We start from the raw sequence: 23,791 nt of genomic DNA, 5'->3' as shown, positions 1-23,791 counted from the left end.
CTATCTTCTACCTATTCGGGTTGCATAAAGCTGCTTCATACAGTAAACTGTCATGATACAATGTTACTTGAAAGGAAGGCTGATACCATGGAGATCCCTTCATTAAATAGAATCAATGAGCTGAGCCGCAAACAGAAGAAGGAAGGCCTCACGCCGGAGGAAATTACCGAGCAGAAGGCGCTTCGTGAGGAATATTTGAAGGCCATCCGCGGACAGGTATTGTCCACGATATCCGGACTGACCATCGTTGATCCGAATGGGGACGACGTCACTCCAGAGAAACTCAAGCTTGAGCAGCAGCAGGATAAATCAAAGCTCAATTAATGTATAAAAGGATAGAATCGAATACCCGTACGCAGCGGGTATCTGTCGATTCTATCCTTTTCTTTCTTCAGGATCATACATGCTAGATCGCCAGTATTTCGCGGATTTCTTCCTCACTTAAGGCGGATGATGATTCCTGACCGGGCTGAATAATTTCTTCTATGAGATTTTTCTTGCGCTGCTGAAGCTCGTACATTTTATCCTCTACCGTTCCACGGCTCACCAGCCGGATCACCTGAACCACGTTCTTCTGTCCCATCCGGTGTGCCCGGCTCGCTGCCTGGTCTTCTACCGCAGGGTTCCACCATAGATCATACAGAATAACGGTATCCGCCCCCGTCAAGTTAAGTCCTGTACCGCCGGCCTTCAGCGATATCAGGAAGAAATCCTTCTCTCCTTCGTTGTAGCGCTGGCACATTTCAACACGCTCTTGGCCCGGTGTCTGCCCATCCAGATAAAAGAATGGAACCCCTTGAGCCCCGAGCTCCCTGCCGATGATGCCCAGCATTTCAGTAAATTGAGAGAAGAGCAGCACCCTTTTGCCTGCGCTTCGGCTTTCTTCGATGAGCTCCAACAGCTGCTCGAATTTCGCAGAGCTTCCCGTATATCCTTCTACAAATAGACCAGGATGGCAGCACAGCTGTCTTAGCCGGGTCAAGCCAGCCAAGATCTTGATTCGATTCTTGTCGAACTGCTTCTCGCTCAGATGCTTCACGGTCTCTGCCCGCAGCTTGGCCAAGAAGGCAACATAGAGCTTCTTCTGCTCGGTCAGCAGCTCGGAAGTGTGCAAGGACTCAATCTTCTCCGGCAGCTCCGCAAGGACATCTGCCTTCACACGGCGCAGCAGGAACGGACGGATTCTACGAGCAACTACTTCTCTTGGCAACTCATTAAAGGCTTTTCTGCCTTGAAACAGCTCTGGAAAGACAACGTCATAGATAGACCATAGCTCTTCCAGACGGTTCTCGATCGGTGTTCCGGTGAGTGCGAAACGATGTCTTGCACTGACTGATTTTACCGCATGTGCAGTTTGTGTCACATGATTCTTGAACGCCTGCGCTTCATCCATAATAAAGGCATGGAAATGCCTTTCACTATACATATCCGCATCCATGCGCAGAAGCGGATAGGAGGTGATAAGTACATCCACCGCGGTATGCTCACGGATGATCTTCAGTCGCTCCGGTTTGGTTCCGTCTACGATGATTGTCGTGAGCTCTGGAGCAAATTTCTCAAGCTCATTCTTCCAATTGTAGATGAGGGAAGCAGGCGCTGCGATCATTACGGGCTGCTTATGCTCCCGTATGGTTTGAAGCTCAGACACGATATAGGTGATGCTCTGAAGCGTTTTGCCGAGTCCCATATCGTCTGCCAGAATACCGCCAAACCGATAGGAGGCGAGCGTCTTCATCCATTGATAGCCCTGCTTCTGATAGTCCCTCAGTATAGGAGCGAGCCTATCAGGAATGGGAAAATCCATATGTTCTGGATGGGCGAGGTTCCCTATAAATTCCTTCAGTCTGCTGCCAAGCTGTACTTGCTCCCCCAGATCCCGGTCCATTATCTTAAGACCTGCTGCGACCGGAAGCTTCATGATCCCGTCGTCGATCTCTCCCTTGCGAAAGCCCATGTCGTTCATGAGTCTCACAATCTCTTGAAAGGCAGAAGCTGACAAGGGCATAAGTGCCCCATTCGACAGCCTATGATATCTTCTTTTTGCCTCCACACTCTCTATCACGTGCTTGATTTCATTCAGCGGTATGCCGTTAATATCAAATTTGAATTCCATCCAGTCCGTCCGCTCATCCATATCCACATGAAGCTTCGGGCTGACCGGCTCAGACAGAATCCTAACCTTCACTGCCGAAGTGGCATACACATCAAGCAGCTGCTCAAGCTGAGGCATTGTGTAATACAAAAAATCAAATTCCGCATCCTCATTCTCCAGGTAATATCCAGATTCCGTCTGGGTAAAATCACTTGTTTGCATCAGCCGGATAATTTGTTCCTCTTGTGACTTGTCCCGAATAATGATCTTGTTCTCCGGGAGCCTCACCTTCTCCTCCACTGGATTGATCACGACATCTCCATACTGGAATTCGAGACTCGCCAGCAGCTTGTCCCGAACGCGATCCAGATACAGCCTTGCCTTCAGCGGCACCTGGACCATGTGACTGGACACTTCCTCTGCCAGATGTACTCGTCCGAGCCGCATTAGACCCGGGACGACCTTCTCGATATAAGGTCCCATCTGCTTGGCAGGTATCGTGAGCTTCGGAAAATGTACACGTGACAGCTTCTCCTGCAAGCCTGCGATCTGGCTGACGGATTCCTCTGACATTTTGTAGAAAATGCCGTTTTTCACCGCCATCCGATACTCAGGCAGGATCAGGACATCACGGATTCCCATAGCCGTCAGCTCATAGCCTGCGCCTGTGTCCGTCTTGTTAAATTCAAAATCAAGCGGCAGCAAGCTGTCCGTAAGGGAAACTCCGCTGAATATCTGCTCTTCCTGCTGCGTATATGCCTCAGGCACATTCTGAAGCAGTGGGGCGATTTGTTCCCACGCCAGCGGGGGAATCAGCAGCAGCCTGTCCTGGTTCTTGCCGCGTCCCGGATAGGAGTTTAACGACTCGTGATACATTTCCTCCTGACGCTCCAATTGGATCAGCTCTTTCAACACAGCTTCGTCATGGGGTTTGAAATAATGAGCTTCGGGGTTATAGGTGAAATTCTTCGAAAAGACATACGATCCCCCATGCTGCATCCGGCTTAGAAACTGCTTCATCTGCTGAACGATATACAAGCGCCTCGCTCCAAGCTTCATCTCCAATCCAATCATATGCTTGTTCAGACCGTATGGAACCAGCTTAATTAGATACTCGATGCTCAGAGGCTCTCTTGTCTCCATAATATATTTTGCAGCTGGACTCACCTTAGCCGTACTGCTGAAGAGAGCCAGCACATCCTCTATGATCTGCTCCTCGCTCGCTTCTCTGTGGTAGCGCGGGGTTAATCTCCCCTCTGGAACAACCGTCTCGGGATGAAGCAAAGAGGGGTAAGCGTTCACCTCAATGCGCCCCTCCTGCTGCATCTCATTAATCTGAAGGAGGGCAGCGGCAATATGCTTGCAATAATAATTGTAATTATTGTAGGCAGGACAAGTGCATTGTGCTTCAATATCTCCTCCGGCCTTCAACTGGATTGAAACATCATATTTATTTTTGCCGCCGCCCTTAACTACGGCCTGAAAATTGCCCGCCGATGCGTCCGATAAGGTTATACCTACCATGCCCGCATTGTAGTATTCTTCACCACGTTCATAAAACTTCTTGCCGCACATCAGTTTAATCTTCTTCCGATTCAGCATTGTCGTCATTTCGCTTTGTTACCTTCCTTCTGGCTATCACGTTTCAATTCTTGTAACTGCAATGATACCATTAATGCGCGATAGTTTCACTTCACAAGCCACGCCTATTTTTATACAGCAAAAAAAGCACCGGACGCTTGACAAGGCATAGTCTAGTGCTTTCGAAAGCTAGTTCTTATTTGTGTATTTTCCATTTTACTCTTATTAAAGAGATTCCGAGGCCTGCCTCACCCATTCTGTCAGCTGATCCAGATCAATGGCGTCGCCTTTACGCAGCTTCCGGGTTTTTCTTTCTTCAGGCCCTTCAAATTCCCCTTCTGGAAGTGCAAGACCTGTTGCATTAAATATGGTAAAGCTGACCGCCTCTTTCGAAGTGGAGATGACAGCTGCATACTTTCCATTTTTTAAAAAGTGTGGCTTCTTGTACTGTATCCGTTCCGTCACTTCCGGTATAGCTGCATGTACCGCATTCCGCAGGTTCACAGCTAAATCTCCTTGCCAAGGTTCCTTGATCTGTTCAATAAATGCCGTAACTTCTTGATTCATACTCGCTCGCTCCCTTTAGGCTGATTTTGATAAATATACAGCTGCTCCTGCAGATCCGCTTCCATTCCTTCAATTACAGGCTCTCGCTTTCGTTCGCCCTTCTCTTCAAGCCATCTGAGCTCAAGCTCATGACCAGCCTGACCTGCCCCGATCGGCATTCGCAGTGCCCACTGCACAGCTTCCTCCTCCGTCTCCACATCAAACACATAATACGCTGCTACAAGCTCCTTGCTGTTCCCCTCAAAAGGACCTGCCAGCAGCTCAGGCTTTCCATCTTGCGAATACGTGATTTTTATCCCTCTTGTACTCGGCTGAAGCTCTTCCTCTGCGAGCAGTATGCCTTCTCGCGCCAGCATCGTTTTGTATTCTTGAAGCTTCTTCGTGTGCTCCGAGCTGTAATTTACACCGGTCTCGGAGTAATCTGTGGCTTTGATCATCAGCATCATTCTCATGCCTTCATCCCCTTCCTTTGTCCCTGCATACAGCAGCCCTGCCTAACAAGAGCTCACGCTCGCGGACATTTCGTGTCATGGAAGCAGCCCGCTCCAATTCAGTCCGAGCTTCATCGAAGCGTCCAAGCTTCATTAACAGATCTCCTCTAACACTCGGAAGCAAATGATACCCTCTAAGCGCTGGCTCCCCCATTAACTCGTCGAGAAGCTGAAGTCCAAATTCAGGACCAAATGCCATTGATACGGCAACCGCCCGATTTAGTTCAACCACAGGTGAAGGAGATACTCGGGACAAAGCTTCATATAGTGCCGCAATCCGGATCCAATCTGTAGCTTCAGGTGTAGGAGCCACCGCATGACAGGCTGAGATTGCCGCCTGTAGTGAATAGGGACCAAGTGTACGGCCCAGCTTGCGGGCACGTTCAAGGGCAGCAAGCCCCCGTCTGATCAAATGATGATCCCACTGCCCCCTGTTCTGATCCAGCAGCAGTACCGGCGCCCCATCCTTATTGATTCGGGTCTTCAGACGAGAAGATTGGAGCTCCATTAGAGCGACCAGGCCGTGCACCTCCGGCTCAAGCGCTGCAATTTCAGCCAGCATGCGTCCGAGTCGAAGAGCCTCCTGACATAACAAGGGGCGGAACCATTGCTCCCCCGAGGTAGCCGAATATCCTTCATTAAACATGAGATAGATCACCTCAAGAACAGCGGACAGTCGTTTATTCAGCTCTTCCCCTACCGGGATTTCGAAAGGAACCTTCGAAGCACTTAACGTCTTCTTCGCTCTTACAATGCGCTGAGCAATCGTAGCTTCCGCTGCCAGAAAAGAACGGGCAATTTCATCCGTAGTAAGTCCGCATAAGAGGCGCAGAGTCAAAGCAACTCTAGCCTCTTGTGACAGCACGGGATGGCAGGTCATAAAGATCAGACGAAGAAGATCATCACTGATCTCCCCGTGAAGCCTCCGATCCATGTCCTCCTCCGTATATAAATCTGTATTCTTAGCTATCTCCTCATATTTCTGATCAAGCCTTTTGCTTCGGCGCATAAGATCAATGGCACGGCGTTTGGCCGTTGTCATCAGCCAGGCGCCCGGGTTGTCTGGAATACCGGATTCCGGCCATTTCTCAAGAGCGATAACCAAGGCATCCTGCGCAAGATCTTCAGCCAGACCCACATCCCGAACCATTCTCGTAAGACTTGCAATCAGCTTCGCCGACTCCATCCGCCATATGGCATCAATTGTCCCCGTCGTGCTGCTTCTGGTCACGCTTTTCTGGACTCCTCAATTCGCTGCCGCAGCACATTTTCTTTCTCGATGAACTCCATATCATCTGTTAAATCCTCGATCCCATATACTTGCCTGAGTTCAATCTCGCCCTGTCCGAATCCATGGGGATCCGGCATGCGCAGCGCCCATTCAATTGCTTCCTCCCTTGACTTGACCTCGATGAGCGTGTACCCCGCAATAATCTCCTTCGCTTCAGTAAATGGTCCATCGACCACCTTCGGCTTGCCGCCTGGCTCCGGATAGGAGATCCGAATTCCTGATGAGGTTGGTGCTAAGCCGTCACCTCCCAGCAGCACTCCTGCTTTTGCCAATTCCTCGTTATATCGGTGCATCGCATCAATCAGCTCCTTGCTTGGCAGCTTGCCGGCCTCTGAATCCGTTGTTCCCTTAACAATCATCATAAATCTCATGTTTAACTACCTCCTAAGTTTTATTGTGAAGCGAAGCAGCTCGAGTTTCCGTTTTTTTGGCTTGACTCTCACCGATTGCTATAGCCAGAGTCGTTCTTCGCTCCTTATGTATACAACGAATGATATTCACGCAAATCGACATCTCTCTAAAATAATGTTCTGCATTTATTTTGCAATCCTAAACGCAGTCGAATGACCTTCTGCAAAAAAAGCAGACAGCTCGGATGCAATGAGCTTTGCATTCAGTTTCTTGGTGTGACCGAGCCCCTTCTTGCTGACAAGCTGTGCATTCGGAAGAACCTTCGCAAGAGCAGCAGCTCCCTGACGCAGCTCTGCTGGACTCTCGGTACCTTCAAGCACTGCGGTCGGTATCTTCACAGAGCTCCATAGATCCCTGGGCAGCGCTCTTCCCTTCATGTATTCATCACTTATTGCTGCATCGTAAGGCAGTGTATGAGCAATGGATACTAATTTGGACCAAACACCAGGCATCATCCGCATCATGCCGACGACAAAGGCTGGCGCTCCCATCCCCGTGGTCATGAAGTATTTGACAGCATCTGCTCGGCGATTCTCCTTAATCAATCTAGTCACTTGCTGAAGGAAATCCGCGGGGACCTTGCGACCATCAGCTTCCACTAGAAATGGAGGCTCATGCAAAGCCAGCTTGGTAATGGCTGCACCGTTTGCTGCCGCTTGTAATGCAATGATGGCTCCTGATGACAGCCCCCATACAGCTGCCGAGCCTCCAGCCTCGTGAATGACAGCTTCCAGATCCTCAATCTCACACTGCACCGCATAGGGCTGGGTATCCCCACTGTCTCCACGGCCCCGGCGATCATAGTTGTATACGGTAAACTGCTCGGATAACAGATCGGTCAGTTCTACCTGCGCCGGAAACTTTCGATAGCTGAAAGCACCTGTTACAAGAATGACTGCGGGACCGTTCCCTTTTTTGTCATATGCGATTTGAGTACCGTCCTTCGAAATGGCGAAATGCATATTCCTCATCTCCTCTGTGTTCATTTCATATAATTGGATATTTTTTCAAAAACACCTGCTTATATAAGAACAACGAACAATAGAAGTGGAAATCGACATCTCACACAAAAATAAAAAAAGAAGGCCAGCGGCCTTCTCAGTTCAAAATCCATAGAGTGAATCCATTTCATGCCATAGGTTATAACGATTTCATTCCGTCGAATGCTGCTAACAAGATGGGTCTTACCTTGTCCTCGGCTAACGGCTCTCCTGTAACTAGCAGGCGGTAGAATAAAGGGCCGTACAGCAAATCCAAACTAGAGTCCACATCCAGTTCTGCACTCAGTTCGCCGCGTTCAATCCCCTTCCTCAGTATTCCTGCGGCTTCCGCACGACGAGGTTGAATATAGTATTGTCTAAATACTTCGATTAGTGTCGAATTCACCTGCCCATGCCCGATCAGCTCGGAGATCACTTTCCCTTCCTTGCCTGACATATATAATGACAGGTTGATTGCATGAGTTAATATATCTTCCTTAACAGATCCCGTATCCGGAACAGGCAGCCTGCTAGCTGCTCCTTCAAAAAAACCATCCGCAACAACAGCAGCTTTATTAGGCCACCATTTGTAAATGGTGGCTTTACTTACTCCTGCTCTCTCAGCAATTTTTTCAATCGTTACCTCTTCAAATCCACTTTCAAGCAGCAATTCATAAGCCACAGACAATATGGAATGTTGAATTGTCACATCCCTTGGGCGCCCCTTCTTTGCCAATCCAATTCCCCTTTCTATCCTTTGCTCCAGTATAAATGATAAATTGGGTATTTACAAAACGATGCGTTCAGTATATATTTTGTTCAACGATTAAGTGAACGTAGCGTTTACTTAATACAAAAAAGTTAAAGGAGAATGATTATTTATGAATGAGGTCGATATAACCAAGCAAAGTAAGATTTCAACTGCGATGATGATTATTTTCGCAACCGCATGCGGTCTGATTGTCGCTAACCTCTACTATTCTCAAACCCTTGTTGGTCCCATCAGCACAGAACTTGGCCTATCTACTGAAACCGCAGGACTTATCGTAACTTTAACCCAAATAGGCTATGTGGTCGGGCTGTTATTCATTGTTCCTCTAAGCGACAAGCTTGAGAACCGCCGCCTTATGGTCTCCGTTCTCTCCATTGTAGTCGTCGCTCTCATCATAGCAGCCGTTTCTACGCAATCCCCTTTGTTTTTGACAGCAACCTTATTCATCGGAACGGGCTCCGTCGTCGCACAAATTCTCGTCCCTCTTGCCGCATACTTGTCCAATGAACAAGAACGAGGCCGTGTGGTAGGCAATGTAATGAGCGGCCTTTTACTCGGAATCATGCTGGCTAGGCCTGCCGCAAGCTTCATCGCAGACATTTGGGGGTGGCGGATGATTTATGTCCTGTCTGCTGTGCTCATGGCTCTGTTGACCATCTGGCTTGCGCGTTCTTTACCTCATCGAAAGCCGGAGAATCAATTAACATATCTACAGCTTGTAGCCTCGTTAATTCAACTGTTTAGAAAATACCCGATATTGAGACGCCGGGCATTTTATCAAGCCTGTTTGTTCGGATCATTCAGCCTCTTCTGGACAGTTGTCCCTCTCAGACTTGCCAACGACTTCGGATTTACACAAGGCGGCATTGCTTTATTCGCCCTGGTAGGTGTAGCAGGAGCCATAGCCGCTCCTATAGCTGGAGGATTAGCTGATAAAGGGTTTACAAAGACCCTAACCATCGTCTCGATCGGAACCGCAATTGGCTCTTTTCTGCTTATTGCCTTGTTCCATGACCATTCTTTCGTCGCACTGGTGCTGCTATTCATCTCAGCAATCACACTGGATATGGCTGTGTCTGGCAATCTGGTTGTCAGCCAAAGGATCATATACTCTCTCGGAAATGAAGCGAGTGGGAGATTGAACGGAATATTTATGGCAATATTCTTCATTGGCGGAGCGGCCGGATCATTTCTTGGAGGATTAACCTATGCATACGGCGGCTGGATATGGAGTGCATGGCTGGGGGTTCTAATACCATTGTTTGCATTCATATATTTCCTGACAGAATATAAACATAAGCGCTGATTCAATAACTAGTTGATGATTCTACAGCTAAAAACAAGAAAATTTAATCAACCGATTTTCTATTTTTCCAAACATATAACACCTGTAAGATGAATTAAAGATAAGAAAGGAAGCAAGCTCTACATTAATTAGAGTGCATCATACTCATCTGAAGTATGGAAAGGAGAAAACATCACTTGAAATCGATTGTACAGCTGCTCCATTTTGGATATCATCAGGCGATGAGCTGTATCTTTCCTGTTGCGATCTTTGGGACGCTTGCCATAACTAGTGTCATTGAGATTCCTTTCCTATACCGGTACGATGCCATTCTGTTGATATTGCTCGCCGTGCAGTATTTCATGTACCGAAGCGGACTGGAGACAATGGATGAGATCAAGGTCATTTGCGTATTTCACGTCATTGGCTTGGTACTGGAGCTATATAAGGTGTGGATGGGATCGTGGTCATATCCAGAGCCTGGATATACGAAGATCTTCGGTGTTCCACTCTACAGTGGATTCATGTATGCAAGTGTAGCCAGCTTTATGTGCCAAATATGGCGGAGGCTGCGTATGGACATGACGGGATGGCCCGGGACGATGTCTTCGATGCTGTTAGGCGGAGCGATCTATCTAAATTTCTTCACACATCATTTTATTCCGGATTTCCGCTGGTGGCTGACACTGCTTGTGTTTATTGTGTTCTGGAAAACATGGATCATCTATCGGGTCCGGGCCAAAACATACCGAATGCCCTTGACACTTGCATTTATTATTGTAGGCTTCTTCATCTGGACAGCGGAGAATATTGCAACATTCTTTAATGGATGGAAGTACCCCGATCAGCATGACGCCTGGCAGCTTGTGAGCTTCAGTAAGATCAGCTCCTGGTTCCTCCTTGTCATCATCAGTGTCATCATCGTAGCTCAGCTCAAATATGTAAAAGCGAATCGGAACTTAAACAAATCATGAAAAAACGGAGCAGGGTCATATCCCGCTCCGTCTTTAATTTAGATCCTTGGCAAGCTCATTTGCCGTATCCAATGCCCTCTGCAACTGATGATCCGATGTATTGGATGCCCAGTTTTTCTGATTGTCTATAGCACTCAACATTCTGGCCTCTTTGACTCCAGCCACCACGATATCCTTCATCGTCAACACCATGCCTTACAAAATATAAAGCCATCGTTCTTCCCCCAAGAGAATTGTCCCACTGACCGACATTAAACCGACTCTAAGTAATGGTATAGCCTCTTCTTCAATTAACAAAGAAAAATACCTAACTTAGCCTATCCAATACTTAATTTAACCTTTTCACATTTCATACGAACCGGATTCTTGGCCATTCAATAGATTTGTTGATGAAAATGGCGATACTGATCTGGTTAAAGTGAAATTTAGGGGGATTTTTCTTCTTGCATGTGGAATAGTGTTTACCATCTTATCTTTTCAGCAGCTTATTTAATATCATGATATTTCGGTGCACGGATTGCAAGGTGCCTTCCTTCAACATCCCGTATATTGAATCTTGAAAGGAGGTTACTCGTGGATTGGCTGCAGCTGATGAATAATGCAATGGAATATATCGAATCACACTTAACTGAAGAAATTGATCTCAATCAAGCGGCAAGAGTTGCTTGTTGCTCTACTTATCATTTTCAGCGGATGTTCTCATTTATAACCGGTGTTCCGCTATCGGAGTATATCCGCCGGAGAAGGTTAACCCTCGCCGCATTTGATCTACAGCAGAGTCATGCCAAAGTCATCGACACCGCTCTGAAGCATGGCTACGAATCACCCGAGGCATTTTCCAGAGCGTTCAAAAAAATGCATGGTGTAATGCCGACTTCTGCACGCGAAAAAGGAATTGCGCTTAAGGCCTATCCACGGTTATCCTTTCATATTTCAATCCGGGGAGATGTGGAGATGAATTACAGAATCGAGGAAAAACCAGCTTTTGAAATGTTTGGTGTTACGGACGTAGTGAATACCGAAGAAGCCCGGCGCTTAGTAATAGAGAGCCGCACCAGTGAATGTCACTGTGTGCTGCTCTCTTTTTATTCGTATTTCATTGCTCCACGGTACAATTCGCCCTCCATTTTTGAATCCAATTAATAATCAGAAACACCCATTTATTATAAATAAGGTATTTTATTTAAAATACTACCTTGACTGTCAAAGTACTTTGCTGTACTATACAATTAACGGAGGAGATAAATATGGGTGAGAACAAGATTACTTCAGATTTACTTCGTGGACACACGGATACCATGATATTACGATTGTTATCCGAAGCTGACCGTTATGGCTATGAGATCGTCAAGATGATTGCTGAGCGCTCGGGAGGCGAATACGAATTAAAGGAAGCGACAATGTACTCCAGCGTCCGGCGGCTAGAGAATGATGGAGATGTAGAGTGGTACTGGGGTGACGAATCTCAGGGTGGAAGACGTAAATATTTCAGAGTTACCGAGAAGGGCAAGGCAATCTATGTCCACAACAAAGACAACTGGGAATATGCCAAGCGTGTGCTTGAAAACTTATTATAAGGAGATGGAAGTTATGAATGAGAAGCTGACGAGTTATTTGAACGGTGTGTTCGCACCCTATGATGGAGTGAAGAGCGTTACCGAATTAAAGAGCGATCTGCTCTCCGATCTTGAGGAGCGGTTCCGTGAGCTCAAGGCTGAAGGCAAGGACGATGAAACTGCCTTTAAGATGACAGTCGACAGCATTGGGGATATTGAACAAACGGTGATCGAGGTGGCTAACCTCTCCCGCTCGCTGGAACGGCAAGTGGTGACCAACTTAAAGGCGAGCAACCTGCCTCAGAGTGACTTTGCGGGTATCACCGCATACAAAGGAAATTTCTCATCAAGCTTGCTGCAAGGCTCTGATTTCACGAATGCAGATTTAACCGGCAGCTCATTTAATTCAAGCAATGTACGTGATGCGATTTTTGACGGCGCGAACCTCACGGACTGCAATTTTTCCACCCTTGACCTCACCAATGGCAGCTTCAATCAATCGATCCTTGTGCGTACCAACTACAGCAAATCGTGGCTGGCCGGAGCCAAATTCCTTAACGCACGACTGACAGACGTCAATCTGAGTATGACTTATCTTCGAGAGACCACCTTCCAGAATTGTATCTTTGACGGAGTGGACTTCAGCAAATCAGATCTGGGAGGCATGTGTTTTGACGGGCAGACGTTTATCGGTGTCAAGTTTAACAAAGCAGGACTGAATGAGGTTTCGTTCAAGGGCGCTACGCTGAGAAATGTATCATTCCAAGGGTTCCCGCTGTCCAAGAAGTATTACCGTGCCATCAAAACGATCTGCTTTGACGGTGCAGTCATGGATAAGCTGACTTACGCTTCGCTTAAAGGCATTGAGGCCGATCTGTCCAAAGTGACGGTTCGATAAGGAGGGGGAAAAAATATGCGAAACATTTCTATTAAGGTTACAGGACTTCAAAAGTCCTACAAGCAGCATCAAGTCCTAAAGGGTGTAGATTTTGAGGTCGAAAAGGGGAGTATCTTTGCCCTGCTCGGCTCCAACGGGGCTGGTAAGACCACAACCGTCAGAATTCTTACTACACTGCTCAAGCAAGACAGCGGAAGTGCGATCGTTAACGGATTCGATGTAGCAGCCGAGCCTGATAAGGTGCGCCAGTCGATCAGTCTGACCGGACAATTTGCCGCCGTGGACGAAATTTTGACCGGACGAGAAAACTTGGTCATGATCGCCAAGCTGCGATATCTCAAAAATCCACGCCAGGTTGCCGATGAGCTGCTGACACGCTTTGGCCTGACAGATGCAGCCGACCGCAGGGTGTCTACGTATTCCGGCGGGATGCGCCGCAGGCTGGACATCGCCTTGAGCCTTGTGGGGAATCCAGAGGTTATATTCCTCGATGAGCCAACGACTGGGCTTGATCCGGAGGCGCGCATCGAAGTATGGAAGAATGTGAAAGAATTGGCTGACGGAGGCAAAACGGTACTACTCACCACGCAGTATCTGGAGGAGGCCGAACAGTTGGCCGATCGAATTGCCATTCTGCACGAGGGCCGAATTATCGCAAGCGGCACGCTCGCAGAGCTGAAGCAGTTGTTCCCGTCTGCAAAGGTGGAGTATGTTGAAAAACAGCCTTCACTAGAGGAAATATTCCTCGCAATCGTCGGCACCAAGGGGGTAAAGTAACATGGAGATGACAAAAAAGCACTTTTTCAGCGATATGGGCGTTATGCTTGGGCGTTCCATGCGGCATATATTTCGCAGTATGGATACTATTATTACAGTCTGCATCACACCGATTGCCATGATGCTGCTATTCGTCTATGTATTTGGCGGTGCAATCCAAACCGATACCGATAACTATGTTAACTACCTGCTGCCCGGCATCCTGCTGATTGCGATTGCCAGTGGTATATCCTACACGGCTTACCGACTGTTTCTGGATAAGCAGCGAGGCATTATTGAACGGTTTAACACGATGCCCATTTCCCGTTCTGCCTTACTATGGGGGCATGTTCTTACCTCGGTGGTATCCAATGTCCTATCTGTTGTCGTCATCATCCTCGTAGCACTTGTAATGGGTTTTCGCTCCTCAGCAGGAATACTGCCTTGGCTTGCAGTGGCTGGTATACTCGTATTGTTCACACTGGCTTTGACCTGGGTCGCAGTCATCGCCGGACTGACTGCAAATTCGGTCGAAGGTGCAAGCGCCTTTTCTTATCCACTTATCTTCCTTCCATTCATCAGCTCAGCGTTTGTGCCAACCGATACGATGCCGACAGTCGTTCGCGCCTTTGCTGAGAACCAGCCCGTGACCTCGATCGTAGAAACCATTCGTGCGTTATTGTCTGGGACACCGGTGGGCAATGAAATTTGGGTCGCTCTTGCCTGGTGTGTCGGAATTATTATCATCTCCTACTTCTTTGCCATGCGGATTTACAAGAATCGAGTATAATAAGTTGCTTGAATAGAAAAATGGAGCAACTGCCAACCCGGCAAGCTGCTCCTTCTTTTATTTTGTGAATATTCCAGCGTTCTCGATTAATGCCCAACGCGATGCGTTTCTATATCAATGATTTGATAAGCTAAGAATACTATAAAAAATAGAGACATGATTACAATAGAGATTCCGACCCAACGAAGAAGTACAGAATTTTCGTCCTCTTTGTTTGATCTTACAATAAGAAATACTCCAACTGCCAGCAGCAGTATTACGACAACAAGTACCAAGCAACTTCCCCTCCTGGTGCGACAATGCTCATTAGCGTAAGCTAGCCGCAAGCGCACAATTTCATAATTGTACCGTCAAAGATGATTTCCAAAGTTACCGTTATGCTTTACACTGTATTCTCTAAACCAGGCTAGCGCGAGCTGCTCCATTTCCGTTACAAAAGCTTTTTTGGCTGGACTGTATTCACTTGTGTGCTCATAGCGCTGAGCTAATTCCTCTTTAAATCTGCCGTATCTTTTAGCTTCCTCTGGATGACTTCTCAGATAGTCTCTGAATACGAGATGCCGCTCAATATGAGGATTGCCTGCTTGGTAAAAGTGAATATGATGGGTTCTATGTTCTCCGCCCTTGCGAAACAGTCTTCTTCCCGGAATCCCCCATTCTCCAGCCACGTCATAGCCGAGAGCTTGCATGGTATCATTGAAGCGGTCAATTCGATCAATCTGACTTACGATACACATCATGTCAATGACAGGCTTGGCTTTTAAACCGGGAACTGCGGTACTTCCAAAATGCTCTATGCTCAGAATCTCACCCTCGAATAAGATCATAAGGAAATTGGCTTCTTCTTGAAACAGCCTGAACCATGCCTCGCTGTAATCACTCAATCGCACTTTCATACGATCACTCCTAATTTAGACTATGGTACTTAGCAGTCGCCTGTAAGATTATACCATGTCTGTATTGTTTACCTATGCCTTACCCGTTCATTTGCAGCAAAAAAAGAAGAACCGGCATACGGCCGGTTCCTCGGTTAATTATTAATTGTTATTTAATAATGACATAATCCAAATTCACAAGCTTCGCATAGGTTACGATTTGATCGGTGGTCAGGTTCAGGGAAACAACGGTATGGTGACCGCCGCCATTCTCAATCCACGCTTTGACTCCATCCTGGAAGTTCGGCTTCACATTCCAGAGCACACGGGCAACCGGAAGCTTAGGCGCAGGCGTCGTCGGCTCAAACAAGGATACCTCGTTAATGAGCAGCTTGTAATGTGTGCCAAAGTCAGCCATCGATACAACCACACCTTCTCCTGCCTTGCCATCGAACACAAGACGGGCTGGATCTTCGCGATCGCCGATTCCCAGTGGAGAAACGACAACCTTAGGCTTGTTAACCGCCAGTGTTGGATCTACCTCGAGCATGTGGGATTGAAGAATGGATTCCTGACCCGCAGCGAGCTCATACGTGTAGTCCTCCATAAAGCCGGTAGACTCGTTATGGCTCATGACTTTGAGAAGACGGTCGAGGGCTGCTGTCTTCCAGTCGCCTTCACCCGCAAATCCGTAGCCTTGTGCCATCAGGCGTTGTACCGCGAGACCTGGAAGCTGCTTCATGCCATGCAGATCCTCGAAGTTCGAAGTGAAGGCATTGTAGCCCCCTTGATCGAGGAAACGCTTAAGGGCAATTTCATAGCTCGCTTGGACTTTGACACTGGCTTCCCAATCTTCCTTGCTGTAAGTACCATAATCAAATTCGTAGAGCTCCGCATATTCACCAAACAAATCATTGATTTCTTCCTCGGTAACCTCATTAACAACTTGCACAAGGTCGCCGATTCCGAAGTAGTCTACTGTCCATCCGAATTGGATTTGCGCTTCGACCTTATCCCCTTCTGTAACGCCAACGTTACGCATGTTATCGCCAAAGCGGGCTACTCTGATGTTGAAGCTCTCGTTATAAGCAACAGCGACGTCCATCCAATCTGCAATTTGCTGCTGTACTTCAGGGCGCTCCCAATAACCGACTACGATTTTATTTTGCTTTTTCAGCCGTGCGTTGATAAATCCATACTCACGGTCACCATGCGCGGCCTGGTTCAAGTTCATGAAGTCCATATCAATGGTTGCCCAAGGAATGCTCTCATTGTATTGTGTAGCCAGATGAAGCAATGGCTTTTGGAGCAGCTTCGTTCCACGGATCCACATTTTTGCAGGCGAGAACGTATGCATCCAGGTAATTACACCGGCAACCTCGTCACGATAGTTAACTTCCTTCATAATACTTGTAATTTTGTCTGCGCTGACAGCGAGATCCTGCAGTACAAGCGGATAAGGCAGCACGCCGCTGTTGTTCAGCGCATCCGTCATTTCCTGTGCATGTGCCTTAACTTCAGACAGAGCTTCTTCTCCGTACAAGTGCTGTGAACCTACGACAAACCAGAATTGTTTTGCTACGTTTGCTGACATATTTTCATCCTCTTTTCTATAAATGTATAGTTAAAAATCCGGCTTGAATCCTCTGCGTTACTTCTGTCCGTAATAAGCGTCTTTACCGTGCTTGCGCAAATAGTGCTTGTCAAGAATACGCTGTGGCAGCTCTGGTGCAAACCGGTTTAATTCTCTGGCAAACAGATTCATCTTCGATACTTCCTCAAGCACGACACTGTTCATGACCGCGGATTTAGCATCCTTGCCCCAAGTAAAAGGTCCGTGCCCCTGGAGCAATACACCTGGAATCGACATGATATCAATACCGCGCTGCTCGAAGGTTTCGATAATGACATGTCCTGTCTCCGCCTCATAACCACGATCCACTTCCTCTTGGGTCAAGAAACGCGCACATGGGATCGAACCATAAAATGTATCCGCATGTGTTGTTCCCATCACAGGTACATCCAGCCCGGCTTGAGCCCAAACGGTTGCCCACATGGAATGCGTGTGTACGATGCCGCCGATCTCTGCATAGTGCTTATACAGCACGGCATGCGTTGGTGTGTCGGAAGAAGGTCTTAGCTCTCCCTCAACTACGTTACCATCCAGATCCACAACGACCATATCGCTGGCCTTCATCTTCTCATAGCTGACACCGCTCGGTTTGATGACGAATAATCCGCTCTCCCGATCAATCGCACTAACATTACCCCATGTATATTTGATCAGACCTTGCTTCGGCAAATCAAGGTTGGCCTGAAACACTTCTTCTTTCAGTTGTTCTAACACCTTGCTCCCTCCCATTTCACACTAAATTGTCGACAGCGGCCTGCTCAATGACAAGCCCCTTCTTGTATCGCTCGATAAAGACCTCAAAGCCCTTCACATCAGCAGCATCCGGTTTAATTTCTACTTCTTCCACATCGCTGAACACTTTCTGGTCAAGGAAATCATCCAAGCTCTCTCCGTCAGTCTTGTTCAGGAGGTATGAAGCGAGCACTGCCATCCCCCAAGCTCCGCCTTCTCCGGCCGTCGATGTAACAGACACGGGCACATGAAGTGCAGCTGCCATCATTTTCTGGCCGACGATCGGCGTCTTGAACAATCCGCCATGAGCCAGGATGCTGTCGATCGCGACACTCTCTTCCTTCGTCAAAATGTCCATCCCGATCTTTAGAGCGCCAAATGCAGTGAACAGATGAACCCGCATAAAGTTAGCGAGATTAAATCTGCTCTCCGGGGAACGTACGAACAGCGGACGTCCTTGCTCAAGACCCGTAATATTCTCACCGGAATAATAACCATAGCTCAGCAAGCCGCCGCCGTCAGGATCGGCCTCCAGTGCTTTGTTCAGCAGCACGCTGTACAGCTTCTCTGTATCCACCTTTTGTCCGGCTGCTTCAGAGAACTCACGGAACAATCCGAGCCAGGCATTAAGGTCGCTTGAGCAGTTGTTGGCATGAACCATACCGACCGGACTACCGTTTGGCGTCGTAACCATATCGATCTCCGGGTAAACCTTGGACAGCTCCTTCTCCAGGACGATCATGGCAAAAACGGACGTTCCTACCGAGACATTCCCCGTACGCTTTCTCACACTGTTCGTCGCCACCATCCCTGTTCCCGCGTCCCCTTCTGGAGGACACAAAGGAATGCCTGGCTGTAAATCTAGTGAAGGGTCCAAAATCTTGGCCCCTGCTTCGGACAGCACGCCTGCTGCTTCACCTGCAGAATACACCTTAGGCAGCAGGTCACTTACCTTCCACGGATAGCCTTTATCTGCAACCAGCTCATTAAACTGCTGGATCATGGATTCATTATAATTTTGCGTGGATTCATCGATTGGGAACATGCCTGACGCATCGCCGATGCCAAGCGCCTTGTTTCCAGTAAGCAGCCAGTGTATATATCCCGCCAATGTCGTCACGAAACGGATCTGAGGCACATGCTCTTCTTCGTTTAATATCGCTTGATAGAGGTGAGCAATGCTCCAGCGTTCAGGGATATTGAACTTGAACTCTTCGGTCAATGCTCTCGCCGCCGCACCTGTTGTTGCATTACGCCAGGTCCGGAACGGAACAAGCAGTTTATCTGTATCGTCAAAAGCCATATATCCGTGCATCATCGCAGAGAAACCGATCGAACCGACCGTTTGGAGGGTGATTCCGTATTTTCGTTCAACCTCCTGCTTCATCTCGCGGTAAGCTTCTTGCAGGCCTGTAATAATGTCATCCAGGCTGTACGTCCAAAAACCGTCCTTCAGCTGATTCTCCCACTCATAGCTTCCGGAAGCGATCGTTTGAAACCGCCCATCAATGAGTACGGCCTTGATCCGTGTGGATCCAAACTCAATACCAAGCGACGTTTCTCCCTTAGCAATCGCTTGTTCGATGCTTACTTGACTCGACATTACCTTGGTCACCTCTCTGGCAGCGCTTCATTAATAGGATAATTGTAAGAAGGCGCTTTCTAAATTGACAGGTATAGTATATTTTTTGTACGTACATTTGTCAATATCATATGTTATATATACATACAAATATGGATACAATAAAATTTTGTGCCTTTCTTCAAATTCTGTCCTATAAAAAGCTGCATCAAAGCGATCTGGTATAGGTTTACAAATATAGTGATAACTTTCTAAGTCTACATAAAAATAGCGCACGGTCATTTAAAATGGGACCTTCTCTTTATTTATTTCACAATCATGCTATAATTTGTACATACAAATTTACCAAATGAACGAATAACCTAGCGAACAAGTATGGAAGAAGGAGTTTCATGAAACCAAAGTATCAAGTCATCATTGATGATATAAAGAGTAAAATACTATCCGGGGATTATGGTGTAGGAGAACAAATTCCAACGGAGTCTGCCCTGCAAACCATGTACGAGGTCAGTCGGCAAACGGTTCGGAAGGCGATCCTGGAGTTATCGAATGAGGGATTTTTGCGGAGTGAAAAAGGATCCGGCACCTATGTCAGCAACCAGTATCGGACGAGGACAAGCGGAGCCTCTAACAAAAAGACGATCGGTGTCATCACGACCTACATCTCTGACTATATCTTCCCCTCTATCATTCGGGGGATTGAAAGCAGGCTGAACGAGGACAATTATTCACTTCTGCTGGCCAGCACCAACAATGATGTCGCTCAGGAGAAAAAGGCGCTGGAGATGATGCTCTCTTACGGTGTGGACGGACTGATCATTGAGCCTACCAAGAGCAATCTGTACAATCCGAATATTGCTTATTACCTGTCCTTCAAGGAACAAGACATCCCCTTTATTATGATTAATGCTTATTACGAAGAGATTGATGTGCCTTTTCTGTGCCTCGACGACGTGCAGTCCAGCTATCTGGCGACAAAAGAGCTGATATCGAACGGACACTCGCAGATCGGACTCATTTCTAAGATGGATGATTTGCAAGGAAAGTATCGAATGAAAGGCTATATCAAAGCACTCGGCGAAGCTAAATTACGTTTTCACCCGGAGCTTGTTTTTTCCTTTGATACAGAGACGAAGCAGGCACTCTCGAGCAACCTGAAGGATTTCCTGGATGTGAACAGAGAGGGGCTTACAGCCCTCGTCTGCTATAACGACGAGGTCGGCCTTGAAGTAGTTCATGCGTGCAGACAGCTTGGCATCTCAATTCCGGAGGAGTTATCTATCATCGGTCAGGACAATTCCTATATTGCCAAGAATGCGAATATCCAGTTAACGACGCTGACTCACCCCCAAGAAGCAATGGGACGCGATGCTGCCGACTGGATTATTAAGAAATTGCAAGGCAAAAAGGATTTGCCGGACAATACGTACTATCAGCCCGAGCTTGTTTACGGTGAGACGGTTCAGAAGAGATAGATTGAGCATGGGTCATCCATTTCATAATACCTCAAATTGCTTTAATCATGAGTATATATAGATCAAAACGGTGTAATTTGACTATGTATGATTTCATAATCTTCATTTTAATGAGATATGAAATTGATTCACATATAATGATTTTTTTGTATCCTATTATGTATCCATGTCATTTTTAGAGTAGAAAAAAGCAGCCATAGCAATGAACCCTGGTTCAATTGCTTGGCTGCTTACTTTTTTCATCTAACTAATCGTTACCTATTATTCGTTTGTTGTGGACTCTGTATCCTCAGTCGTGGAATCCGTGGAATTCGTATCAGCTCCAGCATCTGTGCTTTCCTCTGCTGGCGTAAGTGTATTCGAGATTGTAGCATTGGAACGCAGATCCGTCATCCAGGTTGAGCTAAGTTCACCGATCTGTTGATCCACCAATATTTTGCGAATCTCTTCTTTCTTGTCTTCCAAGGTTGGATTCGTCGCTTCTTTATGATCTGTCTTCATAATGATGTGATAACCATAATCCGACTGCACCGGATCGCTGATTTCATCAACTTGCATGGAGAAAGCCGCCTTCGAGAATGGCTCTAGCATATCTTCTTCGCCAAAGAATCCGAGATCCCCGCCATTCGCTGCGGAAGCGGTATCTGTGGATTTTTCCGTTGCAAGTGTTGCAAAGTCTGCTCCGCCATCAAGCTCTTTCTTGATCGCATCCGCTTCTTCTTTGGTTTCAACGAGAATATGGGACGCTCTTACCTGCTCTGGTGTAGCGAAGGATGCCTTGTTCTCCTCATAGTAAGTGCTGATCTCTTCATCGGTTACATCCGTTTGCGGTTCTAGAATTTTACGCATTTTGACTTGCAGATCCATATTCTTCTTAAGAGCGTCAAGTGTCATCCCGGATTGGGCAAGTGCCATGTCAAATGCTTCTTCACCGCCATATTGCGTCTTCAACGTTTCAAGCTCTGCGTTTACGTCCTCGTCTGTAACCGTCACATTAGCCTCAGCTGCTGCCTGATCGACAAGCTCCATCGTAATCATGTTCTCCAGCGTAGCTTGTCCGCCAAGTGTCAAGAGTTCGTTATACAGCTCGTCCTTGGAAATGTCCGTACCATTCACCGATGCAACAGCTTCCTTACCGCCTCCAAACGGAGGATATATAAGCACAATAATCAGCGCAGCAGCAAGAACTCCCGATATCACCATCCAGACTACACTGCTCTTCCCTTTGGCTGCTGGCTGTTCTTCATTCTCTGCATGATCCTTTTGCATCTCCGGCTCTGAAGCTGCTTCCGGCTGTGCTTCCACCTCTGTTACCGGCTGTATTTCAGACGTTGATTCAAGCTGTGTATGAGGCTCAGTATCAGGCTCACTTCCCTGTTGCACTTCTTTCTCTTCTTGCAAAGCATCCTGCTTCTCTTCATCGTTGTCGAAACGCGATGGTTTGTTGTTATCCATTAAACTAAAACTCCCTTCGTGTCTTTCCATATCATGACCTTTTATTAAATATAAAGGATTTCAAAAATAAAACATTAAAATAACATAAAAAATCTACAGATTTAATTTAGGCTCTTTTTCTCTCTTTCAATTTCCTGCTGATAAGTCCGATAATTAATGGAAATAAAATTGCTCCTTGCCATCACCTACAGATTTTAACGCTTTGTGCAATGCATCCGTTATCAAAGAAAGTGGTATTTCAAGAAATAGATACGTCACAAGTAGTACATTTAAAAGAACTTATATATGCCTTCCTGAAAATAGCTATACTCTTCATCCGTTATCCTTAACCTGCCATAGGACTCCAAAAAAACTTCCTTATCCCTCGCTTGATCAAATACCCCCTGCTTCGGACGGATGGCTAGTGCCATATCAAATCGAGGATCACCATAACCGGCTCTGGGCCAATCGATAATACCACATACCTTATTGTCTTTGACTAATATATTATTTGTATGAAAATCACCATGGATCAGGGTATTTTTAATCTGTAATGGTCTATTCCTATCTAGTCGTACGAGGAGATCCTCCGTCCCGTCTACACTGTAATTATCCAGATTGTATCTGGCTTTCATGAGCATCGAATCGATCCAGGGTGACTCATCCTTGAGCAGCTCTACAGGACATGGGCATTCATGAATTTGCCGTAGGCATGCACCATATTGAGACACCACCTCTTCTCGATCCCTAAGGTTAGGTTGGTCGCTTAGATAATGTCTTAAACTAATACCTTGGATGTAATCCATAAGCAGCCAGCTTGATTTGCTATCTGTATGGAAAGCATAAGTATGTGGTACAGGCAGGCCTGTAGTCGAAAGAAATTGTAGTGCTGCATATTCATCAGATAACCATTCGTTATATAGGTCATGGTGTGTTTTTTTGATAATGAACTGATGATCACTAGTGTCGATCTTAACAACAAGCGAAGTATGCCCCTGCCTTGGATATGAGATGTTGCGGATCTTACCGATTTGATCTATAAGCTCAACGGGAATATCCTTTACGTTCATAGGTTCTCTCCTTTTGTTTATTAGATATGACTCCAGACTTGGGACATTTTATAACTGCCTAACTAATTATATAATATTATAATTTGATATGTATCTAATAAGTGAAAATAATGGATTAGATAATGGAAATAGCTCTACAATTGAACTTATGGCTTAAAAAAAGCAGTCCGATCAGATTGATCAGCTGCTAATTATATTATTCAATTAATGTTTCCCGTTAGAATTCCTGTAATACGAATATTTGGAGTTTGAATAAAAAAGAACGCCTCGTTATGATGGGGTTACGCACGAGGTCATTGCCTCAAAAAGCCCATCTGGAGGTCGCTCTATCATGAAGTTTAAAGCACAAAACAAACAAAATCAACTCATTGAAAACATTACCGTTCATCATTTAGTGGTCGGCGTAGATATCGCTCAAGAGACCCATGTAGCCAGGGCCGTCAGCTTTCGTGGGATTGCTCTAGGGAATCCGCTTCAATTTGGAAATCATCGTGACGGCTTCGAGCTTTTCAAACGTTGGATTGAGACCTTACTTCAAACCCACCA

At 46.6% G+C, this 23,791-nt stretch carries 22 protein-coding genes and 2 pseudogenes; 10 read left to right on the top strand and 14 right to left on the bottom strand.

Annotation, left to right across the window (positions count from 1 at the left end; translation table 11 throughout):
• Positions 1–87 precede the first annotated feature (87 nt).
• Positions 88–324 (top strand): DUF896 domain-containing protein, encoded by a 237-nt coding sequence (locus BM415_RS00125; RefSeq protein WP_076312214.1) that lies wholly within the window; start codon positions 88–90, stop codon positions 322–324.
• Between the two features lie 82 nt (positions 325–406).
• On the opposite strand, the gene BM415_RS00120 is transcribed toward BM415_RS00125, so the two are convergent.
• From BM415_RS00120 to BM415_RS00090, 7 genes are all read right to left on the bottom strand, one after another.
• A complete protein-coding gene (locus BM415_RS00120; protein WP_091153310.1) occupies positions 407–3,703 on the bottom strand; it encodes a DEAD/DEAH box helicase in 3,297 nt (1,098 codons plus the stop codon).
• 195 nt (positions 3,704–3,898) lie between these two features.
• A complete protein-coding gene (locus BM415_RS00115; RefSeq protein ID WP_091153307.1) occupies positions 3,899–4,240 on the bottom strand; it encodes a DUF1801 domain-containing protein in 342 nt (113 codons plus the stop codon).
• Positions 4,237–4,692 carry a YciI family protein gene (locus tag BM415_RS00110; RefSeq protein WP_091153306.1) on the bottom strand — a complete coding sequence of 152 codons (456 nt, stop codon included), beginning with the start codon at positions 4,690–4,692 and terminating at the stop codon, positions 4,237–4,239. Before BM415_RS00110 ends, BM415_RS00115 begins: the two co-directional genes overlap by 4 nt.
• Before the next feature lie 4 nt (positions 4,693–4,696).
• Positions 4,697–5,962 (bottom strand): RNA polymerase sigma factor, encoded by a 1,266-nt coding sequence (locus BM415_RS00105; RefSeq protein WP_091153303.1) that lies wholly within the window; start codon positions 5,960–5,962, stop codon positions 4,697–4,699.
• Positions 5,959–6,393, bottom strand: a complete 435-nt coding sequence (locus BM415_RS00100; RefSeq protein WP_091153302.1) for a YciI family protein — start codon at positions 6,391–6,393, stop codon at positions 5,959–5,961. Before BM415_RS00100 ends, BM415_RS00105 begins: the two co-directional genes overlap by 4 nt.
• Before the next feature lie 165 nt (positions 6,394–6,558).
• A complete protein-coding gene (locus BM415_RS00095; RefSeq protein ID WP_091153299.1) occupies positions 6,559–7,395 on the bottom strand; it encodes an alpha/beta fold hydrolase in 837 nt (278 codons plus the stop codon).
• Positions 7,396–7,573: 178 nt separating this feature from the next.
• Positions 7,574–8,122 (bottom strand): TetR/AcrR family transcriptional regulator, encoded by a 549-nt coding sequence (locus tag BM415_RS00090; RefSeq protein WP_244533098.1) that lies wholly within the window; start codon positions 8,120–8,122, stop codon positions 7,574–7,576.
• Between the two features lie 172 nt (positions 8,123–8,294).
• Between BM415_RS00090 and BM415_RS00085 the strand changes: the two genes are divergently transcribed.
• Together BM415_RS00085 and BM415_RS00080 are read left to right on the top strand one after the other, a co-directional pair.
• Positions 8,295–9,491 carry an MFS transporter gene (locus BM415_RS00085; RefSeq protein ID WP_091153295.1) on the top strand — a complete coding sequence of 399 codons (1,197 nt, stop codon included), beginning with the start codon at positions 8,295–8,297 and terminating at the stop codon, positions 9,489–9,491.
• Positions 9,492–9,667: 176 nt separating this feature from the next.
• Positions 9,668–10,444, top strand: coding sequence for a DUF817 domain-containing protein (locus BM415_RS00080; protein ID WP_091153293.1), 777 nt, complete (start codon positions 9,668–9,670; stop codon positions 10,442–10,444).
• Between the two features lie 33 nt (positions 10,445–10,477).
• Here BM415_RS00080 and BM415_RS24875 read toward each other — a convergent pair whose 3' ends face one another.
• Positions 10,478–10,624, bottom strand: a complete 147-nt coding sequence (locus BM415_RS24875) for a hypothetical protein (protein WP_170862317.1) — start codon at positions 10,622–10,624, stop codon at positions 10,478–10,480.
• Between the two features lie 393 nt (positions 10,625–11,017).
• Between BM415_RS24875 and BM415_RS00070 the strand changes: the two are divergent.
• The 5 genes and pseudogenes from BM415_RS00070 to BM415_RS00050 all read left to right on the top strand — a co-directional run.
• Positions 11,018–11,464, top strand: a pseudogene (locus BM415_RS00070) (AraC family transcriptional regulator); the annotation flags it as partial.
• A gap of 227 nt (positions 11,465–11,691) precedes the next feature.
• Positions 11,692–12,021: a PadR family transcriptional regulator gene (locus BM415_RS00065; RefSeq protein WP_091153288.1), complete on the top strand. Its 330-nt coding sequence runs from the start codon at positions 11,692–11,694 to the stop codon at positions 12,019–12,021.
• A 13-nt stretch (positions 12,022–12,034) separates the two neighbouring features.
• Positions 12,035–12,898 carry a pentapeptide repeat-containing protein gene (locus BM415_RS00060; RefSeq protein ID WP_091153287.1) on the top strand — a complete coding sequence of 288 codons (864 nt, stop codon included), beginning with the start codon at positions 12,035–12,037 and terminating at the stop codon, positions 12,896–12,898.
• A 15-nt stretch (positions 12,899–12,913) separates the two neighbouring features.
• Entirely contained in the window at positions 12,914–13,675 is a 762-nt protein-coding gene (locus tag BM415_RS00055) for an ABC transporter ATP-binding protein (RefSeq protein WP_091153284.1), read from the top strand.
• A gap of 1 nt (position 13,676) precedes the next feature.
• Entirely contained in the window at positions 13,677–14,444 is a 768-nt protein-coding gene (locus BM415_RS00050) for an ABC transporter permease (protein ID WP_091153283.1), read from the top strand.
• 350 nt (positions 14,445–14,794) lie between these two features.
• Here BM415_RS00050 and BM415_RS00040 read toward each other — a convergent pair whose 3' ends face one another.
• The 4 genes from BM415_RS00040 to BM415_RS00025 all read right to left on the bottom strand — a co-directional run bounded on the left by BM415_RS00040 (position 14,795) and on the right by BM415_RS00025 (position 19,287).
• Complete coding sequence (locus BM415_RS00040; RefSeq protein WP_091153279.1) at positions 14,795–15,340, bottom strand: GrpB family protein; 546 nt, start codon at positions 15,338–15,340, stop codon at positions 14,795–14,797.
• Positions 15,341–15,488: 148 nt separating this feature from the next.
• Entirely contained in the window at positions 15,489–16,913 is a 1,425-nt protein-coding gene (gene araA, locus BM415_RS00035) for an L-arabinose isomerase (protein WP_091153276.1), read from the bottom strand.
• A gap of 57 nt (positions 16,914–16,970) precedes the next feature.
• Entirely contained in the window at positions 16,971–17,666 is a 696-nt protein-coding gene (locus tag BM415_RS00030; protein WP_091153274.1) for an L-ribulose-5-phosphate 4-epimerase, read from the bottom strand.
• 16 nt (positions 17,667–17,682) lie between these two features.
• Positions 17,683–19,287: a xylulokinase gene (locus BM415_RS00025; RefSeq protein WP_091153272.1), complete on the bottom strand. Its 1,605-nt coding sequence runs from the start codon at positions 19,285–19,287 to the stop codon at positions 17,683–17,685.
• A gap of 371 nt (positions 19,288–19,658) precedes the next feature.
• Between BM415_RS00025 and BM415_RS00020 the strand changes: the two genes are divergently transcribed.
• Positions 19,659–20,741 (top strand): GntR family transcriptional regulator, encoded by a 1,083-nt coding sequence (locus BM415_RS00020; RefSeq protein WP_091153270.1) that lies wholly within the window; start codon positions 19,659–19,661, stop codon positions 20,739–20,741.
• A gap of 261 nt (positions 20,742–21,002) precedes the next feature.
• Here BM415_RS00020 and BM415_RS00015 read toward each other — a convergent pair whose 3' ends face one another.
• Positions 21,003–22,196: a peptidyl-prolyl cis-trans isomerase gene (locus BM415_RS00015; RefSeq protein WP_170862316.1), complete on the bottom strand. Its 1,194-nt coding sequence runs from the start codon at positions 22,194–22,196 to the stop codon at positions 21,003–21,005.
• A gap of 269 nt (positions 22,197–22,465) precedes the next feature.
• Positions 22,466–23,245, bottom strand: coding sequence for a phosphotransferase (locus tag BM415_RS00010; RefSeq protein WP_091153266.1), 780 nt, complete (start codon positions 23,243–23,245; stop codon positions 22,466–22,468).
• Between the two features lie 331 nt (positions 23,246–23,576).
• On the opposite strand from BM415_RS00010, the pseudogene BM415_RS00005 reads away from it, so the two are divergent.
• Positions 23,577–23,791, top strand: a pseudogene (locus BM415_RS00005) (IS110 family transposase); the annotation flags it as partial.

Source organism: Paenibacillus sp. 453mf, assembly GCF_900116105.1.
Classification (GTDB): Bacteria; Bacillota; Bacilli; order Paenibacillales; family Paenibacillaceae; genus Paenibacillus; species Paenibacillus provencensis.
This window is presented reverse-complemented; position numbering and strand designations above follow the sequence as displayed.

Bases quoted from the DNA above. Each gene is read 5' to 3' on its own strand.
- BM415_RS00110 (WP_091153306.1), bottom strand. From the start codon at position 4,692: ATGAGAATGATGCTGATGATCAAAGCCACAGATTACTCCGAGACCGGT.
- BM415_RS00085 (WP_091153295.1), top strand. From the start codon at position 8,295: ATGAATGAGGTCGATATAACCAAGCAAAGTAAGATTTCAACTGCGATG.
- araA (WP_091153276.1), bottom strand. From the start codon at position 16,913: ATGTCAGCAAACGTAGCAAAACAATTCTGGTTTGTCGTAGGTTCACAG.
- BM415_RS00050 (WP_091153283.1), top strand. From the start codon at position 13,677: ATGGAGATGACAAAAAAGCACTTTTTCAGCGATATGGGCGTTATGCTT.
- BM415_RS00095 (WP_091153299.1), bottom strand. From the start codon at position 7,395: ATGCATTTCGCCATTTCGAAGGACGGTACTCAAATCGCATATGACAAA.
- BM415_RS24875 (WP_170862317.1), bottom strand. From the start codon at position 10,624: ATGAAGGATATCGTGGTGGCTGGAGTCAAAGAGGCCAGAATGTTGAGT.
- BM415_RS00115 (WP_091153307.1), bottom strand. From the start codon at position 4,240: ATGAATCAAGAAGTTACGGCATTTATTGAACAGATCAAGGAACCTTGG.
- BM415_RS00040 (WP_091153279.1), bottom strand. From the start codon at position 15,340: ATGAAAGTGCGATTGAGTGATTACAGCGAGGCATGGTTCAGGCTGTTT.
- BM415_RS00025 (WP_091153272.1), bottom strand. From the start codon at position 19,287: ATGTCGAGTCAAGTAAGCATCGAACAAGCGATTGCTAAGGGAGAAACG.
- BM415_RS00065 (WP_091153288.1), top strand. From the start codon at position 11,692: ATGGGTGAGAACAAGATTACTTCAGATTTACTTCGTGGACACACGGAT.
- BM415_RS00100 (WP_091153302.1), bottom strand. From the start codon at position 6,393: ATGAGATTTATGATGATTGTTAAGGGAACAACGGATTCAGAGGCCGGC.
- BM415_RS00020 (WP_091153270.1), top strand. From the start codon at position 19,659: ATGAAACCAAAGTATCAAGTCATCATTGATGATATAAAGAGTAAAATA.
- BM415_RS00015 (WP_170862316.1), bottom strand. From the start codon at position 22,196: ATGGATAACAACAAACCATCGCGTTTCGACAACGATGAAGAGAAGCAG.
- BM415_RS00055 (WP_091153284.1), top strand. From the start codon at position 12,914: ATGCGAAACATTTCTATTAAGGTTACAGGACTTCAAAAGTCCTACAAG.
- BM415_RS00125 (WP_076312214.1), top strand. From the start codon at position 88: ATGGAGATCCCTTCATTAAATAGAATCAATGAGCTGAGCCGCAAACAG.
- BM415_RS00010 (WP_091153266.1), bottom strand. From the start codon at position 23,245: ATGAACGTAAAGGATATTCCCGTTGAGCTTATAGATCAAATCGGTAAG.
- BM415_RS00120 (WP_091153310.1), bottom strand. From the start codon at position 3,703: ATGACGACAATGCTGAATCGGAAGAAGATTAAACTGATGTGCGGCAAG.
- BM415_RS00060 (WP_091153287.1), top strand. From the start codon at position 12,035: ATGAATGAGAAGCTGACGAGTTATTTGAACGGTGTGTTCGCACCCTAT.